Annotated in this window: 16 protein-coding genes and 3 pseudogenes; 4 read left to right on the top strand and 15 right to left on the bottom strand. The window is 44.3% G+C overall.

Annotated features, from left to right (window positions below; genetic code table 11):
- Nucleotides 1-18: 18 nt before the first annotated feature.
- The 4 genes from ureC to VZ94_RS09175 all read right to left on the bottom strand — a co-directional run bounded on the left by ureC (nt 19) and on the right by VZ94_RS09175 (nt 3,353).
- Nucleotides 19-1,722 (bottom strand): urease subunit alpha, encoded by a 1,704-nt coding sequence (gene ureC, locus VZ94_RS09190; protein WP_045778994.1) that lies wholly within the window; start codon nt 1,720-1,722, stop codon nt 19-21.
- The gene (locus VZ94_RS09185; RefSeq protein WP_045778993.1) at nt 1,719-2,048 is read right to left on the bottom strand and encodes an urease subunit beta; all 330 of its coding nucleotides are present in this window, start codon (nt 2,046-2,048) and stop codon (nt 1,719-1,721) included. The genes ureC and VZ94_RS09185 overlap by 4 nt, the downstream gene beginning before the upstream one ends.
- A gap of 12 nt (nt 2,049-2,060) precedes the next feature.
- Nucleotides 2,061-2,363 carry an urease subunit gamma gene (gene ureA, locus VZ94_RS09180; RefSeq protein WP_045778992.1) on the bottom strand — a complete coding sequence of 101 codons (303 nt, stop codon included), beginning with the start codon at nt 2,361-2,363 and terminating at the stop codon, nt 2,061-2,063.
- A 183-nt stretch (nt 2,364-2,546) separates the two neighbouring features.
- On the bottom strand, nt 2,547-3,353 hold the full coding sequence (locus VZ94_RS09175) for an urease accessory protein UreD (RefSeq protein WP_045778991.1): 807 nt from the start codon (nt 3,351-3,353) through the stop codon (nt 2,547-2,549).
- A gap of 341 nt (nt 3,354-3,694) precedes the next feature.
- On the opposite strand from VZ94_RS09175, the gene VZ94_RS09170 reads away from it, so the two are divergent.
- Together VZ94_RS09170 and VZ94_RS33210 are read left to right on the top strand one after the other, a co-directional pair.
- Nucleotides 3,695-4,273 (top strand): ANTAR domain-containing response regulator, encoded by a 579-nt coding sequence (locus VZ94_RS09170; RefSeq protein WP_045778990.1) that lies wholly within the window; start codon nt 3,695-3,697, stop codon nt 4,271-4,273.
- Nucleotides 4,273-4,575 (top strand): annotated as a pseudogene (locus VZ94_RS33210) (GAF domain-containing protein); the annotation flags it as partial. The gene VZ94_RS09170 and the pseudogene VZ94_RS33210, both read left to right, overlap by 1 nt.
- A gap of 782 nt (nt 4,576-5,357) precedes the next feature.
- Here VZ94_RS33210 and VZ94_RS09160 read toward each other — a convergent pair.
- The 8 genes and pseudogenes from VZ94_RS09160 to VZ94_RS09135 form a co-directional block, all read right to left on the bottom strand.
- Entirely contained in the window at nt 5,358-6,134 is a 777-nt protein-coding gene (locus VZ94_RS09160) for an ABC transporter ATP-binding protein (protein ID WP_045778997.1), read from the bottom strand.
- Nucleotides 6,134-6,949 carry an urea ABC transporter ATP-binding protein UrtD gene (gene urtD, locus VZ94_RS09155; protein ID WP_192828615.1) on the bottom strand — a complete coding sequence of 272 codons (816 nt, stop codon included), beginning with the start codon at nt 6,947-6,949 and terminating at the stop codon, nt 6,134-6,136. The genes VZ94_RS09160 and urtD overlap by 1 nt, the downstream gene beginning before the upstream one ends.
- Before the next feature lie 11 nt (nt 6,950-6,960).
- Nucleotides 6,961-8,057: pseudogene (gene urtC, locus VZ94_RS09150) on the bottom strand (urea ABC transporter permease subunit UrtC).
- Between the two features lie 173 nt (nt 8,058-8,230).
- Nucleotides 8,231-9,619 (bottom strand): urea ABC transporter permease subunit UrtB, encoded by a 1,389-nt coding sequence (gene urtB / locus VZ94_RS09145; protein WP_239649795.1) that lies wholly within the window; start codon nt 9,617-9,619, stop codon nt 8,231-8,233.
- Entirely contained in the window at nt 9,564-9,875 is a 312-nt protein-coding gene (locus tag VZ94_RS28640) for a hypothetical protein (RefSeq protein WP_239649794.1), read from the bottom strand. Before VZ94_RS28640 ends, urtB begins: the two co-directional genes overlap by 56 nt.
- 156 nt (nt 9,876-10,031) lie before the next feature.
- Nucleotides 10,032-11,271: pseudogene (gene urtA / locus VZ94_RS09140) on the bottom strand (urea ABC transporter substrate-binding protein).
- 91 nt (nt 11,272-11,362) lie between these two features.
- The gene (locus VZ94_RS28635) at nt 11,363-11,578 is read right to left on the bottom strand and encodes a hypothetical protein (protein WP_239649793.1); all 216 of its coding nucleotides are present in this window, start codon (nt 11,576-11,578) and stop codon (nt 11,363-11,365) included.
- A 55-nt stretch (nt 11,579-11,633) separates the two neighbouring features.
- Entirely contained in the window at nt 11,634-12,656 is a 1,023-nt protein-coding gene (locus VZ94_RS09135; protein WP_052700381.1) for a hypothetical protein, read from the bottom strand.
- A gap of 597 nt (nt 12,657-13,253) precedes the next feature.
- On the opposite strand from VZ94_RS09135, the gene VZ94_RS09130 reads away from it, so the two are divergent.
- Complete coding sequence (locus VZ94_RS09130; protein ID WP_239649792.1) at nt 13,254-13,850, top strand: GntR family transcriptional regulator; 597 nt, start codon at nt 13,254-13,256, stop codon at nt 13,848-13,850.
- 105 nt (nt 13,851-13,955) lie between these two features.
- Nucleotides 13,956-14,309 (top strand): cupin domain-containing protein, encoded by a 354-nt coding sequence (locus VZ94_RS09125; RefSeq protein ID WP_082081513.1) that lies wholly within the window; start codon nt 13,956-13,958, stop codon nt 14,307-14,309.
- Nucleotides 14,310-14,512: 203 nt separating this feature from the next.
- Here the strand turns inward: VZ94_RS09125 and atzF are convergent, their stop codons facing one another.
- The 3 genes from atzF to VZ94_RS28630 are packed head-to-tail and all read right to left on the bottom strand — an operon-like array spanning nt 14,513 to nt 17,198.
- Nucleotides 14,513-16,129, bottom strand: coding sequence for an allophanate hydrolase (gene atzF / locus VZ94_RS09120; RefSeq protein ID WP_239649791.1), 1,617 nt, complete (start codon nt 16,127-16,129; stop codon nt 14,513-14,515).
- A gap of 9 nt (nt 16,130-16,138) precedes the next feature.
- On the bottom strand, nt 16,139-17,035 hold the full coding sequence (locus VZ94_RS09115; protein ID WP_052700380.1) for an ATP-binding cassette domain-containing protein: 897 nt from the start codon (nt 17,033-17,035) through the stop codon (nt 16,139-16,141).
- Entirely contained in the window at nt 17,019-17,198 is a 180-nt protein-coding gene (locus VZ94_RS28630) for a hypothetical protein (RefSeq protein ID WP_239649798.1), read from the bottom strand. The genes VZ94_RS09115 and VZ94_RS28630 overlap by 17 nt, the downstream gene beginning before the upstream one ends.
- Nucleotides 17,199-17,326 lie beyond the last annotated feature (128 nt).

Below are 17,326 nucleotides of genomic sequence, written 5' to 3'. Positions count from 1 at the left end.
TTAAGAGATGCTATTTGTCTAAAATAAAAAATACCGCTGTGCCATTGGCAGTATTGCTAATGGCTCACAGGTTAACAACATACCATCGGCGCGCACCGCATAGGTTTGTGGATCGACCTCCATCACCGGTTGATAATGGTTGTGGATTAAGTCTTTTTTGCTAATCGTACGGGTATTTTGCACCACGCCAATACGCTTACCCAGTTTTAATGCGTCAGCAACGCCGTTTTTAACAGCTGCTTGCGATAAGAACATCATTGAAGTCGCGGCTGCTGTCGCACCCAATGAGCCAAACATCGGCCGATAATGCACAGGCTGAGGTGTAGGAATTGACGCATTAGCATCACCCATTGCAGCGGCAGCAATGACACCGCCTTTTAACACCAAACTCGGTTTAACGCCAAAAAACGCCGGTTGCCATAACACTAAATCGGCTAATTTTCCGACTTCGATAGAACCCACTTCATGGGCAATACCATGACTCAGCGCTGGGTTTATCGTGTATTTAGCGATATAACGTTTGATGCGGAAATTATCATTTTCGCTACTATCTTCGGTTAATGCACCGCGCTGACATTTCATTTTATGCGCCGTTTGCCAGGTGCGAATAACCACTTCACCGACGCGTCCCATCGCTTGCGAATCTGATGAAATCATTGAGAACGCGCCTAAGTCATGCAAAATATCTTCAGCAGCAATGGTTTCACGGCGTATTCTCGATTCGGCAAACGCTATATCTTCAGGAATACTCGGGTCTAAATGGTGACAGACCATGAGCATGTCTAAATGCTCATCGATGGTATTGACCGTATAAGGCCGGGTGGGATTAGTCGAAGACGGTAGCACATTGGCTAAACCACAGGCTTTGATAATATCCGGCGCATGACCACCACCCGCACCTTCCGTATGATAAGTATGAATCGTCCGGCCTTTAAACGCGGCGATGGTATCTTCAACAAAGCCGGATTCGTTTAATGTGTCAGTATGAATCGCAATTTGCACATCAAAACGCTCGGCGACGCTTAAACAACAATCAATCGCGGCAGGCGTTGTCCCCCAATCTTCATGCAGTTTTAAACCCATCGCACCGGCCTGAATTTGCTCTTCTAAGCCGCCGGGTAAACTAGCATTACCTTTACCTAGTAAACCAAAATTCATGGGCAAACCATCTAAAGCACGCAACATTTGCTCGATATACCAAGGGCCTGGCGTACATGTCGTGGCATTAGTTCCGGTAGCAGGGCCGGTACCACCACCAATCATTGTCGTCACGCCAGAGTTTAATGCCACTTCAACTTGTTGTGGACAAATGAAATGGATATGCGCATCAATACCGCCTGCGGTCAAAATATGACCTTCGCCAGCGATAATTTCTGTGCCGGGTCCTATGATAATATCAACGCCATTTTGCACATCAGGATTACCGGCTTTACCTATCGCAGCAATACGCCCATGTTTTACCCCTACGTCGGCTTTGATAATTCCCCAATAGTCGATGATGAGCGCATTGGTAATGACTAAATCCATCGCGGTCTGATTATCGACTTGGCTTTGCCCCATGCCATCACGAATTACTTTGCCACCGCCAAATTTCACCTCATCGCCATAAACCGTGTGATCCGCTTCGACTTGTAACCATAAATCGGTATCCGCTAAACGTACTTTGTCACCCGTCGTTGGGCCGAACATATCGGCATAGGCTTGTCTACTGATTCTGCTCATTGTGCCTCCTTTAACTCAGCGTTTAATTCACCCATAACGGCTTGTCTAAAGCCATACACGCGTTGTAAACCACCATAGCGGACTAATTGAATTTCACGTTGTTGGCCAGGTTCAAAACGCACTGCCGTACCGGCCGGAATATCTAAGCGAAAACCTAAAGCCAAGGCTCTTTCAAAGTGCAGTGCAGGATTGGTTTCATAAAAATGGTAATGCGAGCCGACTTGTATAGGGCGGTCGCCGGTATTGGCAACCATTAACACCAAGGTTTGTAGGTTCTGATTTAACTCAATGTCACCGCTTGCGGGAATAATTTCACCGGGTATCATGGAAACTCCTTATCAGCTAATAGGGTTGTGTACTGTGACCAATTTAGTGCCATCAGGAAATGTGGCTTCAACCTGCACGTCAGGTAACATCTCGGCGATACCTTCCATAACATCTGCGCGGGTTAATAACGTGCGGCCATACTCCATTAATTCAGCAACGGTGCGACCATCGCGCGCGCCTTCCATAATGGCAGCAGAAATATAGGCCACCGTTTCGGGATAATTTAATTTGACACCCCGATTTTTTCGCCGCTCAGCTAATAATGCAGCCGTAAATAGTAATAACTTATCTTTCTCATGGCTGGTTAACTGCATAATGCCTCCACAATAGCTTTCTTGAATATAAATGTAACGGCTACTAACATAAAGTGGGACAGGGTATTCAGAGTGCAGGTGTTGGCAGCAGGGATGCTGCCGCCAAGCCTACAGGGATGTATTCACGGCGCCCTGCGCCCTGAATACCCTATTCCAACTAAAGTGCCTAGCCTTAAATGTAACTTAAGTAAACCAAATTCGCGGCGCACAAGGTTGGCGCTGCATAATATTCGGCCGCAATACTTGCCATAGGCGTTGATAAAAAGCGCGTAGGCTATCAGCTCGCGCAGCTAATGCACGACAAATTAATAGCTCGTCGATTAACGTCACGCCATACCCTGACTGAGTATCCATTAGCGCTTGTACGCGATGTAGCTCATGTGGTGTTGCTGGATAAGCAAACAACGTAGCACACGCCGATTGACCTTGTAAGCCCCAGTTAGCAGCAAAAGATTCTGGAGTAATGACTAATCGCTCTCGATATAACAGTTCGTTATCGCGCCGAATATGCCAGTTCATCGTGACCGAACCTTGAGCAAACCCTTCATCTGCGGCAGGACGCCCTAAAGCCAACTGTTCCCAGCCGATAAAACGCGCGCCCTGAGCTAAGTCTATATAATTATCACAGCTCACTTGTGCGCCTTGATAAATAATCGTCTCCTGCGGCAGCCATTCCATGCTCGCACCGACCGCTACGCTTAACCTGGTGGTTTGCTGAGCCACAAGACCTTCGCTACGATAAAACTTAGTTGCGGCAGGCGTGGTAATTAAAGCGGCACTCTCGGTTTCGGCATGAGCTTTGATTAGCAATTGATCGCCCGCAACAACACCGCCGGGCGGATGCAATAAATACACATGACAAACCTCGCCTTCTGGATAAAAAGGCCGTTGTAGGGTCAACGGACCGTTATGTCGACGTTGAGTTAATATGGTTTTTCCGTATCTAGCCGCAAAACCTAATTGTAACTGTGCTTGCCATCCTGGTTGCATGATGTTCTAAACCCAAAATAATGTCGATAAGTGGCTAACAACTTAAGCAGGGCCAGGACATTCAGAGCGAGGGACGCCGTAAATACATCCCTGTAGGCTTGGTGGCAGCATCCCTGCTGCCAACACCCGCGCTCTAAACACCCTGACCCTACTTAGTATTGTCCCGTATTAAGTGCATAACCCGATTAATGGTGTACTGATAAAGACTTCAGCATATCCGTACAATGGAAAAGCGTTAAACTACAGGGATGTAGTGAATGCAGAAAACTCAGGAGCGGTTTTCTGCTAAAATACAGCAAAATCAGGAATTCCGATAACGAATCTACTAAACCAACCAAGCTATGCAACTGAATAAGTTAAATCTATTGTTGATAGAGCAAAAACCGCTTGCGCTATTAGAAAACGAGCTATCTCGTTTAAAACTAAAATTCCAAGCCTTTAATGATAGCGTAAACCTGTTAGCGTTGGTTAAACAAGCCGAACCCGATTTAATCATGATTCATCAAGAGAGCATCAGCGACAAGCTCATCGCTGATTTAGCCAAGCTCAATCAGCATTCACCGTTACCTGTGGTGGTGTTTACTCAAGATGACAAATTAGACACGATTCAACAGCTCATTAAAGCGGATGTTGCCGAGTTAAACCTCTCGCCTACCAACCTAGCAACGTTGACATCGACGCTACAAATAGCTCTAGCCCGATTTAAGCAACAACAACAGTTAAAAACCGCTTTAGACGATGTGCGGGTACAACTTGAAGATCGCAAACAAATCGACCGCGCAAAAGCCATTCTAATTAAAACGCGAAATTTTACTGAAGATGAGGCTTATCACACCTTAAGAAAACTGGCAATGGATAGAAATATTACCTTAGGCGAAATGGCTAGAAACGTAATTGCCATGGCTGAGTTATTAAAATAATGGCTGACCCGATGAAAACATTTATAAAAGTCACTGAAATATGGATTCCTGATAAAACCCGCACCCAATTAGAATTTGGTTCCGGCTTATACGGTGCGCTTACTGATTTCAAACATGCAAGTGAGCAACAACGCTTTGCCTATAATGAAGGTTTACCGGGTAAAGCCTGGGCGCAAGGCCATCCTATCGTGTTAAAAGACTTCGAGCATTCGTATTTTAAACGCACCGCCGCTGCACAAAAAGCGGGGTTAACCTGTGGCATTGCCATACCTATTTTTTCTGGCGAATTCTTATTAGCTGTCGTGGTGTTTTTATGTGGTGACGATAATGACCATGCGGGTGCGATTGAAGTCTGGGGCAACACCCAACAGCCAGACAACTTAAACGTCATCGATGGTTATTACGGCACGTTACAGCATTTCGAGCAACTCTCAAGACAACTCGGTATGACGAAAGGCCAAGGTATTCCGGGGCAAGTATGGCAATCAGGTATGCCTATGCTCATCGAAGACATAGGCCAGCCTGAATTATTTGTTCGTGGTGTCGAAGCTCAACACGCCGGTATCACGACCTGCTTAGGCATTCCTATTTCAGAACATGCTGATAATACTTATGTTATGACCTTCTTATCGGCTAAAGCCACACCGATAGCCAAGCGCATTCAAATCTGGACACCGGATGCTAACGGTCAGTCGTTAATTTGCCAACAAGGTTATAGCAAAGAAAACAATGAACTCGCGCAATTGTTTGAAACGATAAGCGTACACAAAGGCGAAGGTGCGTTAGGCCGGGTTTGGTTAACCGGTATGCCTATTATTACCGGCGGTCAAGCCAATGCTTACGACCCCGCGCTTAACAATCTCAGCACTATGTTAGCGTTACCAGTCATTACTCACGCCCGCTTAAAAGCTATCGTCACCTTTTTGTTTTAGCGTAATTATTCAGCTTTTCGATTTTTAGATAATAGGTAGGGTGCGCTGTGCGCACCTTTATAAACACCATTAAAAATCAATGAAAAAGGTGCGCACAGCGCACCCTACAACACTATCATCACCTTTTTGTTTTAGCGTAGTTTTAGCTAAAATTAAACCGTCAAATAACGTTTTACCATCGCATCGGTTAGCTCACCCATAGCGCCGGTGGCAACGGTACGACCTCTATCCATAATACAAAATTTATCAGCCACTTTACGCGCAAACGGCAATTTTTGCTCGACTAATAGCACGGTCACTCCTAAATCGCGATTAATCATGCTAATCGCTTGATGCACTTCCCCTACGGCAGCCGTATTAACTTTAGGGGTCGCAATACCACGAGCGCGATTTAAACGAATAATGACATCGCCGATTTCGCTAACGATATTGGGCTGTATACCTTCAGTAGGCTCGTCTAAAATTAATAGCTTAGGATTTAACACCAAAGCCCGGCCTATGGCGAGCTGTTGCTGTTGCCCACCCGATAAATCACCGCCGCGCCGGTTAAGCATTTGTTTTAAGACAGGGAAAATATCAAAAATATGGTCGGGGATTTTTTTAATACCCAACCGTTTGGCGGCACGTAAACCAATTTTAAGATTCTCTTCTACCGTTAATAACGGAAAAATTTCTCGGCCTTGAGGCACATAACCTATACCTAACCCAGCGCGTAACTCAGGTTTGGCAAAGGCTAACGCTTCGCCATCAAAGCGAATACTGCCGCTACGCACGGGAATAAGCCCCATGACCGCTTTTAATAAAGTCGTTTTGCCGACACCGTTACGCCCCATTAAACATAGACACGAACCTTTAGGCACGTCTAAGCTTAAGTCCCATAAGGTATGGCTTTCGCCGTAATACTGCTCTAATGCGTTAATCGTTAACATCATCCCCCCAAATACACTTGAATCACGCGCGGGTCGTTTTGCACTTCATCCATGGTGCCTTCGGTTAACACGCTACCTTCATGTAAGACCGTGACTTTACGCGCAATAGAACGGACAAACTCCATATCATGCTCGACCACGACTAACGAGCGCTCTCCTTGTAGCGACAAAAGCAATTCCGCAGTCCGTTCAATTTCTTGATGCGTCATACCGGCAATCGGCTCATCAACCAACATCACTTTCGGGTCTTGCATTAATAACATACCGATTTCCAGCCATTGTTTTTGACCGTGCGACAAAATACCGGCACGTTGTTTCGCTTGTGCGCTTAAGCCTATCGTAGTCAGTACCTCGTCGATTCTATCCCGCTGACTAGGCGATAATTTGAACATCAACGTAGCCCAAGGGCTTTTATTCGTCGTTAATGCCAGTTCCAAGTTTTCAAATACAGTGAGTGCATCAAAAACGCTAGGTTTTTGAAATTTACGACAAATCCCCGCTTGCGCAATAGCCGGTTCGTCCATAGCTAATAAATTAATGGTTTGACCAAAAAACACCGAGCCGGTATCTGGCCGCGTTTTACCGGTAATCACATCCATTAATGTGGTTTTACCGGCGCCATTTGGGCCGATTAAGCAGCGCAACTCACCTGCCGCTATATACAACGATAATTTATTTAATGCCTTAAAACCGTCGAAACTAACGCTAACATCTTCTAAATACAAAACCGTACCATGCCGAGTATCTAAGCCTTCGACATATAAATGGCTGCTGCTATCAACGCCTTCAATCGGCGCGCTATTAATGCTTCTCATCGCTTGCGTCATCATGCGGAACGCTCCTGTCTGTTGCGTTTCAGTAAGCCGACGATGCCATTAGGCAATAATAACGTCACGCCAATAAACAAGCCGCCTAAAATGAATAACCAGGCATCAGGCAATAACCCCGTCAACATGGTTTTGCTGTAATTCACTAAGATAGCCCCTAAAATGGCTCCATATAACGTGCCACGCCCACCTATCGCCACCCAAATAACGATTTCCAACGAATTTAACGGTGAAAACTCACTAGGGTTAATAATGCCTACTTGTGGCACATATAACGCACCGGCGATACCGGCTAACATCGCGGCAAACACAAACACCCATAATTTGAATAGTTCGACTCTATAACCTAAAAAGCGTACCCGTGATTCTTGATCACGTATCGCTGTCACCACGCGTCCTAACTTCGTATTGACGACCCAATGACACAGCCAAAAACCGCCGATAAGCGCGATACCTGATAGCAACAACAATAGCGAACGAACATTATCCGATTGAATATTAAAGCCTAAAATGTCTTTAAAATCGGTTAAACCATTGTTACCACCAAAGCCCATTTCATTACGGAAAAACGCTAGTAATAACGCATACGTCAACGCTTGGGTAATAATCGATAAATACACGCCGGTGACGCGAGAACGAAATGCTAGCCAGCCAAAAATAAACGCTAACCCACCTGGCGCTAACACCATCATTAATAACGCATAGCTAAAATTGTCAAAGCCAAACCAATACCACGGCAGCTCTTTCCAATTTAAAAACACCATAAAATCAGGTAACACAGGGTCGCCATACACGCCACGCGTACCGATTTGTCGCATTAAATACATACCCATCGCGTAACCGCCTAAACGCGAAAAAACGCGCCATGACCTAACGCTAAAATACCGCAATACCCCCACACTAAATCCAACGACAAGCCCAGTAACGCAAAAGTAAAATACTTACCTAATAACGATACAGTATAGGTTGAAAAATGCAGCGGCGAATCAACAGCGGTTAACATATTAAGCGCCGGCACTAAAAGAGTAATCAGCGCTAAGCTGGCTAATACCGCCGCACGAAGCGTATCCTGCCGGGCAAAGTTTAGTAAATTCATAATCAATCCTTAAGTTTTTAGGCTATGCATTTAGACGGGACAATACCAAGTCGGGACAGGGCGTTTAGAGAGAAGGTGTTGGCAGCAGGGATGCTGCCACCAAGCCTCCAGGGACGTATTTACGGCGTCCTTCTCTCTGAACGACCTGTCTCGACTAAGTCTGTAGCCGGTTTTTAAGAATCTGCCGCTCTGCCTTTTTGTGGAAATAAACCACGTGGCCTTTTCTGGATAAATAAAATAATAAACACCAGCACTAAAATCTTAGCCAATACCGCCCCGGCAAAAGGCTCTAAGAATTTATTGGCAATACCTAGCGAAAATCCCGCCACTAACGTACCTAATAAATTACCCACACCGCCAAATACCACGACCATAAACGAATCGACAATATAAGCTTGACCAAGATTAGGCCCTACATTAGTAATTTGACTTAGCGCAACCCCTGCAACACCGGCAATCCCTGAGCCTAAGCCAAACGTCAATGCATCAACGCTATCGGTTGGAATACCCATGGCTTTCGCCATACGCCGATTTTGCGCAACAGCCCGCACTTCTAAGCCTAAACGAGTACGTTTTAAGATTTGTAATAGCGCAACAAATACCATTAAACAAAACAACAAGATATAAAAGCGATTCCACGTTAATGACAAAAAGTCATTAATTCTAAACGAGCCACTCATCCATTCGGGCGTAGATACGCTACGGTTTAACGGGGAAAAAATGCTTCTAACGGCTTGCTGTAAAACTAAACTGACACCAAATGTCGCCAATAAGGTTTCCAACGGTCTGCCATATAAAAACCGAATAATGCCACGCTCAATCGCAATACCAACCAATGCTGAAATCACAAAAGCACAGGGAATCGCTAAGATAATCGACCAGCCAAGCTGATTAGGCATTAACTGTTGAATGACATACGTGGTATACGCACCTAACATCATTAACTCACCATGCGCCATATTGATAATCCCCATAACACCAAAGGTAATCGCAAGCCCAATCGCGGCTAGTACCAATACAGCGCCTAAACTTAAGCCAAAAAATACCGTTTCTATGCCGGCATACAATTGAATTCTATGGTTAATATTGGCTAATGCCGCAGCAGCGAAATTACGAATATCGCTGTCGGCTTCGCTAAACTCACCGTTTTCATCTTGTTCAACCAAGGCATTTAACCGATTAACAACTTCTTGGCTGTTATAACTTTTAAGTGATTCAATCGCTTGAATTCGCAACGACTTATCATCACTGTCTAAATCTTGTAACAACAACACCAATTGAATAGCCTTTAACACATCGGCATTTTGTTCAACACTGGCACGTTGTTTTAATAACTCTAACGCTTGTTCATCAGCTTCCTTAACCATGTCGTTAATTGCCGCTAAGCGTTGTGACACGTCGTCAGCGCCTAATTGCAAGCGGTTAATCATACGGCGTAGCTGACTGCGCAATTTATTCGTTAAACTAATTTTACTGGCTTGATCGTGTACAACCACGCCTAAACCGTCACCTGTTACCGCATCGGTGACTTGATAATCTTGCTCTAAAGGCTGCCCCACCACGACTTTTTTGGTCGCTTTTACGCACTAACAACTTGCCATCTAACAAGGCTTGTAAAATAGGCAATAACCGTTGATCGTTAAGCGCGGTTAATTCGACGAACACTTGCTCGCGCTCAGCCATACTGCCTTGAGCTAGTTTTGATAATGCTGACGTTAACTTAGTATCAGCCTCGGGATTTTGACTGGCTAAACCCAATACAGGCATAAAGAAACAGCTTAATATCAGCCAATAGCGTATGAGTAACCGGCAATTCATAAATAATACCTGATATAGGTTGGGTTAGGCGCTAGCTCTAACCCAACATAATGATAACAAACAAGTTAGGCGCTAGCCGTAACCCAACACATGGTGGCAAACATGTTGGGTTAAGCTTCCTTCGCTAACCCAACCTACGCAGCATTACTCAGCAACTTAGTAATTTTGACCTGAGCATTTTTTGGTTTTAGTGTTGTAGTTACCGCAGTTAATTGGCGGTGTCCAATCGGCAATGATAGGTTTGCTTTCTGGTAAGAAATCCGACCACGCATCACCATCGACTAGCTTATTAGTTTGCCAAACGGTAACAAACTGACCATCATCTTGAATCTCACCAATTAATACCGGTTTGCTAATATGGTGGTTAGGCAACATTTTTGACGTACCGCCGGTAAGATTTGGGAACTCAACACCGATAATGGCTTTTTGTACCGCATCAGGATCTGTAGTACCGGCTTTTTCTACTGCTTTCACCCACATGTTAAAGCCAATGTAATGCGCTTCCATAGGGTCATTGGTTACACGTTTTGGATTTTTAATAAACTCTTTCCAATCTTTAATAAACGCAGCATTTTTAGTTGTATCTACGCTCATGAAATAATTCCATGCGGCTAAATGACCAACTAATGGCTTAGTATCAATACCAGATAACTCCTCTTCACCGACTGAGAACGCAACAACTGGAATGTCTTCAGCTTTAATGCCTTGGTTACCTAGCTCTTTGTAGAACGGCACGTTAGCATCACCATTAATGGTTGACACCACCGCTGTTTTCTTACCGGTAGAGCCGAATTTCTTAATGTCAGCAACGATACTTTGCCAATCTGAATGACCGAATGGCGTATAGTTAATCATGATGTCTTTTTTATTGACTTTCTTGGCTTTTAAATACGCTTCCAAGATTTTATTTGTGGTACGTGGATAAACATAATCGGTACCGGCTAATACCCAGCGTTTAAACGCCTAAATCGTTCATTAAATAATCAACGGCAGGAATCGCTTGTTGGTTAGGTGCTGCGCCCGTGTAAAACACGTTTTTTGACGACTCTTCACCTTCATATTGCACAGGATAAAACAAAATACCGTTTAATTCTTCAATGACTGGTAACACTGATTTACGCGATACCGAGGTCCAGCAACCAAAAATAGCCGCCACTTTATCTTTAGTCAGCAATTCGCGCGCTTTTTCAGCAAATAACGGCCAGTTAGACGCCGGGTCTACTACAACGGCTTCAAGCTTCTTGCCTAACAAACCGCCTTTTTTGTTTTGCTGATCGATTAACATCAACATCGTATCTTTTAACGTCGTTTCGCTAATCGCCATTGTGCCGGATAAAGAATGCAATACGCCGACTTTAATGGTGTCTTCGGCGTGAGCCATTGACATAACCGTCATCACTGCTGCGGCTATTGGCGCTAACAGCAGTTTTTTTGCGAATTTATTTATCATGTTTTTAATTCCTTAAGAGTGTTAAACGTAAGACGTACTAAATTTGTAGTTGAACGCCAACCTTAATGGCATTAACGAAATTGCCGTTAGCCGCAGGATTCCAAATACCGCCACCGCCAGATAAATCACCACCTTGCCACAACAACGATACGCGGGCGTTATGACCGTCAATAATGTAGTTAACTCCAGCTTCGTATTCGTCTTGACCTTGTTCGCTGATATAGCCCGCCCGCGTTTCAACATGCGTGTACATCACGTATGGTTGGAATTGACCAATCCAAACTTTTTTCGGAATTAGGTACATTAGGTTACTGATAATAGAATCGCCTTGAAAGCCATTCACTAAGCCACCGCCACCACCACCGACGTAAAAACGTATCGGCACCGCCCGGTGCAGGTTCGCCATTTAAATAATCAATACCAAAGTTTTTATATTCAGTATTAGCTGTGATAACTCCTTTGTCTGGCATAACTTTTTCAAATTTGACGTCGCCACCTGCCATTAGCACATTGCCTGGGTTTGTGTAACTTCCCGCGCCGTCTTCTTGGTATTGAGCAAAACCCGCCACTGTCAGTACATCACCATCACCACCGTAGGCAGTACCTCCGGTGTAATAACCCGGCGCTTTTTCGACGTTCAGAATGTTGTAAGCAATACGCGTGGCATACATTAAGTTATTATCAGCATTCGCAGTTGCACCACCCGTAGTGTAGTTACTGCCTTTTAAGCCTTGAAAGACACCGAATACATATTTCAAATGACCATCAAGCGCGGCCCCCCAAAGGTTAATACCTTCGTCACGGCCAAACGTCCCAGCATCAGGACCTGGCAACACGTGTTGTATCGTGGAGTCCGATGCTTCAAACGGTGTTTTAAAAGGCTCGTAGGTCGCACTGTAAAAAGGACCATTCATCTCAATACGCCCCTCGGGCACTAACTGACGGCCTAACCAGACGTTTACAAAAGGATTAAATTCAAATTGCGCGATACCATCCAGAATACGAATATCACCACCACTACCGCAATTTGCGCACTCGGTATTGAATTCGAACTTAACGTATTTGTGCATTTGCCCGTTCATGTATAAACGGAGGTTATGTAAGCCAAAATTCGTAGACCATTTTGGTTCTCCAGGTCGACCAACGGTATCTTCAGCACTTGAAAAACCGGTTCTTAAACCCGCACCAAGGCTTATCCACTTGGTATCGTCGATTTTAAATGTCGCCCCGGCGTAAACAGATGTTGCAACGGCACTAAGCATGGCTATAGCTAAGCCCGACCCTAGAACACGGGCATGCTTACCGGCGAGATATGTGATTGTTTTATTCATAATGAAGCCCCTAAGAATCAATGAGGTAACACACCCAATATCGGGAGGTAGCCAATTGGCTGGGGGTGATTATTTGTTGTATACAAGATTTACTCAATGCGTCATTTGACTCATAAGTTAAATGACGTATGGCGTAATAACTCGGAGTAATGGCTTATTTTGAAGTCATTAAAAACTGACTGTAAGCGATAGTTTCTAATCACCTTACCGCTCAAACTAAACTATAAGATGATTCATTAGTAAATTGACGTAATATTTTTGCAGCTTGCCACTTAGATTAATATCAACTAACAGGTTTTTACCTTAAAAATCCTGTCTTAACTCGCTAGTTTTTTTGCTTCATTTTTACGATACCGGTTATGGTGCAAGATGTTTTTTGTTGCTGCTCTACTTTTTTCAAGCCAAATTAACCCATAATGTGCCAAGTATTCTGGTGCTTAATGGCTTTCTAAACGGTAATAAAGCGCCTTTTGTTAACTTCAACTCGATAAAAATGCATCTGGACACTATGCATACTTTTCAAACGCTATACTTCGCCCCGACTCAATTCGAACAAAGCTATCACTAGGACTTACATGGCAACTGGAAAAAAACGCTGTGGCGCAAAGCATCTATTCCGAACTTCGGCAGATGATTTTAAATTTTGAAATTCAGCCGAACTCCCGCCTGACTGAAACGGAATTAGCCGGTTATTTTAAAGTCAGTAGAACACCGATTAGAGAAGCTTTGCAGCGCCTAGAAACTGAAGAGCTGATTATCATCCGATCCAAGCAAGGCTGCTTTGTCCGTCCGATAGATTTAGATGAATTCAAAGATTATTATCAAATACGCATTAATCTGGAGATGCTGTCGTTGGAAATTGCCTGCATCAATATGTCGGATGACGCGTTAAAATCGCTAGCTAAGGAGTGGGAAGTTAATCCTTTTAAGGATGAAGACGGAGAGGCAGAACGAGTAGCAAATTTAGACGAAGCATTTCATCTTAAACTGGCTGAAGGCGGGGGTAACCGCGCGTTATTCAAATTATTAAGCGATATTAACCACCGCATACGCATCGTTAGACGCTTAGATTTTACCGATAAGGAGCGCATTGCTAAAACCTATGAAGAGCATCATCGAATATTACAACATTTGTTAGCACGCGATTTACCGGCGGCAAAAAATGAAATGATGCGGCATATTAAAAAAAAGTGAGGAGTTTGCCAAAATGTTAACGATGATACGCTTGGGTATGAGTAAAAATACTGTTTTTCCTTTTGACCCGTCAGCTAAAAAGAATAACCCGTAGGAGCCACCACTATGAACCATGCTAGCAATACTAGCCCTTTCTGTATATTACCCAGCACAACTCAACCGATAGAGTCATGGCAAGTATTAGGCGAAGGCGTAAAGCTGCGTATGCTATATCAAGATGTACAGAGTGGTTACCAAGTTGGCATTATTCACTATGAGCCTGGTGCTTCTGTGCCTATGCACGAACATGTCGGCGATGAACACATTTATGTACTGTCCGGCTCGCAGCAAGATGAACGCGGCAGTTATCCTGCAGGCAGCTATGTTTATAACCCGCAAGGCTCTAAACATAGCGTAAAAAGCCCTGACGGTTGCTCAGCCTTAATTCATTGGCATAAGCCTGTGCGCTTTATCGACTGAGACTAGGGCATTTGATTGGCAAATAAATAAGCCCGCCAACCGCCAAAACTGGGTAATTTCTGTGGCGTTGCCTAATGGATAATTTTCACATAAGAACCCATATTCCCAGTCTCCGTTCTCTAACTCTACTGAGCCAATACACAATGGGCTTTTGATATTAGCGATAAAATCAGCCCAATGAGCTTTAGGTAAATCCCACAGTTCTAAATCAATCGCTTGTCCTGCGTTAGTATCTCGAATAAGCCAGGGCGCTCAGGGGGTATTGCGGTTAACAGATACATACGATAATTAGGCGCTGTACGCATACGACCAAAAAATCTGCCGCCTAATGTTTGCAATTGTGTATTTAATGGCAAACCTTGCATGTGTGCGCCGCAAACGGCAATGCGCCGATAACCACTGTCAATGGCTGCGGTTTTAACCGCAACGGATTTTGGTGATTGACTCGACTCTATGATTTTCCCTAAGCTTAATAAGCGTAAATCGGCCAAAGCTGGCGCGAATAAGGTTACGCCAAAAGGTAAACCGCTACGATAAAAACCAAATGGCAATGCTAACGCGCTTAAATCCAGCAAATTCATATAATTAGTATAATAACCTAGCTGACTGTTCAGGCGAATAGGCTCGGCTAAGACTTCAGCAATGCGATAAATCGTAGGTGCCGTAGGTACGACAATACACGATAAATCGCTTAATAATTTATAAGTCTGCTGTTTAAGCGCTTGTAACTGATGTAACGCCGTAAAGGTATCAATCGCATTTTTTTGCTTAGCGTTAGATAGTATTTGATAAACGACAGGATGAATTTGTTTTGAGTTAGATTCGACGAACTCGCGCAGCCCTGAGTAACGTTCTGCAATCCACGGCCCATCATAAAGCAAACTAGCCGCATCCAGAAAAGGTTGGAAATCAATCTCTACCACTTCGCCTAACGGTTTTAACGACTCAATGGCGCGTTGAAATAATTCGCCGCTTTCTGCATCTCCAAAATAATTCAGTTGTTCCGGTTTAGGGATACCGAAACGATATTGCCGAGTTGAATTGGGCAAGTAAGGCTCAGCTAACGCTCGATTGTCGCGGCCATAGATGTCGTTGCTATCTGCCTGATTGATTAAAGCAAAGATATATTCTGCTTGCGCTGAAGTTTGGCAAAACAACGAAACACAATCTAGGCTCCGACAAGCAGGCACCACACCATCACTGCTTAACAAACCACGGCTAGGTTTTAAGCCGACGATGTTATTGAACGCAGCGGGAATACGACCAGAACCTGCCGTATCAGTACCTAAAGCAAAACTGACCAAGTTTAATGCGACGGCAACCGCAGAGCCTGAGCTAGAGCCGCCGGAGATATAATCAGGATTTAACGCATTTTTACAAATGCCATAACTATCGGGTGAACGCGTTCCAGTTAACCCAGTAGCAAATTGGTCCATATTGGTTTTGCCGATAAGAATAGCGCCCGCATCGATAAGTCGCTGTACAACAAATGCGGTTTTTTCAGGCAGATAAGCAAAGCCAGGGCATGCTGCCGTGGTAGGCAAGCCATAGCAATCAATATTGTCTTTGACGGCAAACGGTATGCCATACAATGGTAATGTCTTAGGGTCTTGCTGCTCAAGTTGCTTAGCTTGGCTCCATAGACGCTCAGGGGATTGTAGACTAATCCATACGTTATAGTCTTTGCAGATTTTAATCCGATTTAAGACTTCATCGATAACCGACGTGACGCTAATAGCGCGATTTATATAAGCTTCTCGTAGCGAAAAAATATCAAAGGCGGGGAATTTGTTTGACATGTTAAGCGTTGGGTCGAGCATAAGTACTCCTCAGTGTCCTGCCATTTTTAGGCCGATTTCATCAAGATTGACGTCTGTAATACTAGCTTCATAGCGCAACTGTCCTTCAAACATCACAGTAATTCTATCGCTAAGCTCTAGTAATTCATCTAAGTCCTCGCTAATAAGTAACACCGCAACACCGAGGTTACGCGCCGCTAACAATTGTTTGCGGATTTCAGCCGTTGCGGCAAAATCTAGCCCAAAGCACGGATTAGCAACAATTAATAAGGCTACGGCGCCAGAAATTTCTCGCGCTAACACTAAGCGCTGAATATTACCGCCCGATAAGGTTTCAAGATGGCGTTTAGGTAACGGTGGTTTTATCTGATAGCGCTCAATTAAACCCAGCGCATAGTTTTTTAGCTTGGCGTGATTAATAAACCAACGCCAACGCGTAAACGCCGGTTGGTCAAAAATCCGCAATGCTAAGTTTTCAATGAGTGTCATGCGCGGCACACAAGCATTACGCAATGGCTCTTCAGGTAAACAAAAAACCTTATGTCGCACCATTTGCTCACGCGTCGCCAGATAAGGTTGTCCGCTAACCCAAATGCTGCCAGTAACGGGTTGACGCTGACCGGAAAGTGCTTCGACTAATTCACGTTGACCATTACCAGAAACGCCCGCGATACCGACGATTTCCCCGGCATGAACCTTTAAGCTAAGCGTATCAACCGCTATCGAACTCTGGTCGTTATTAACGACCAACTGGTCTATTTTTAAGCGAATATCGCCTTTAGCGATAACTTCACGCAGACTGGCAGGCGCTATTTCTTCGTTCCCCATCATTAATTCGGCCAACATAGCAGGAGTTTTAGCGCCTAATGAACCGCTATAAACCATATTGCCACGGCGCAAGACGCTGACATCATCGGCAAAACTCATGACTTCGCGAAAACTTGTGAGTAATGATGAGAACGCTAAGATGGCTCTTTAATGTGCGCTCTTTCAGCATCGTTAAAACTTCATCGGCTTCTTGCGGGGTTAACACCGATGTCGGTTCATCTAATATCAGAATTTCAGGTTGTAAAAATAATTGTTTGAGAATTTCAACTTTTTGTTTCTCACCAGCCGCAAGATTAGAAACTTTTTTTATTCAGCGAGATATGAAAAGGCGTTTGCGCAATCAGCCGCTCTAAATGTTGACGCTCTTTATGCCAATCGATAACTTTTGGT

This window comes from Methylocucumis oryzae, from assembly GCF_000963695.1.
Lineage (GTDB): Bacteria > Pseudomonadota > Gammaproteobacteria > Methylococcales > Methylomonadaceae > Methylovulum > Methylovulum oryzae.
This window is presented reverse-complemented; position numbering and strand designations above follow the sequence as displayed.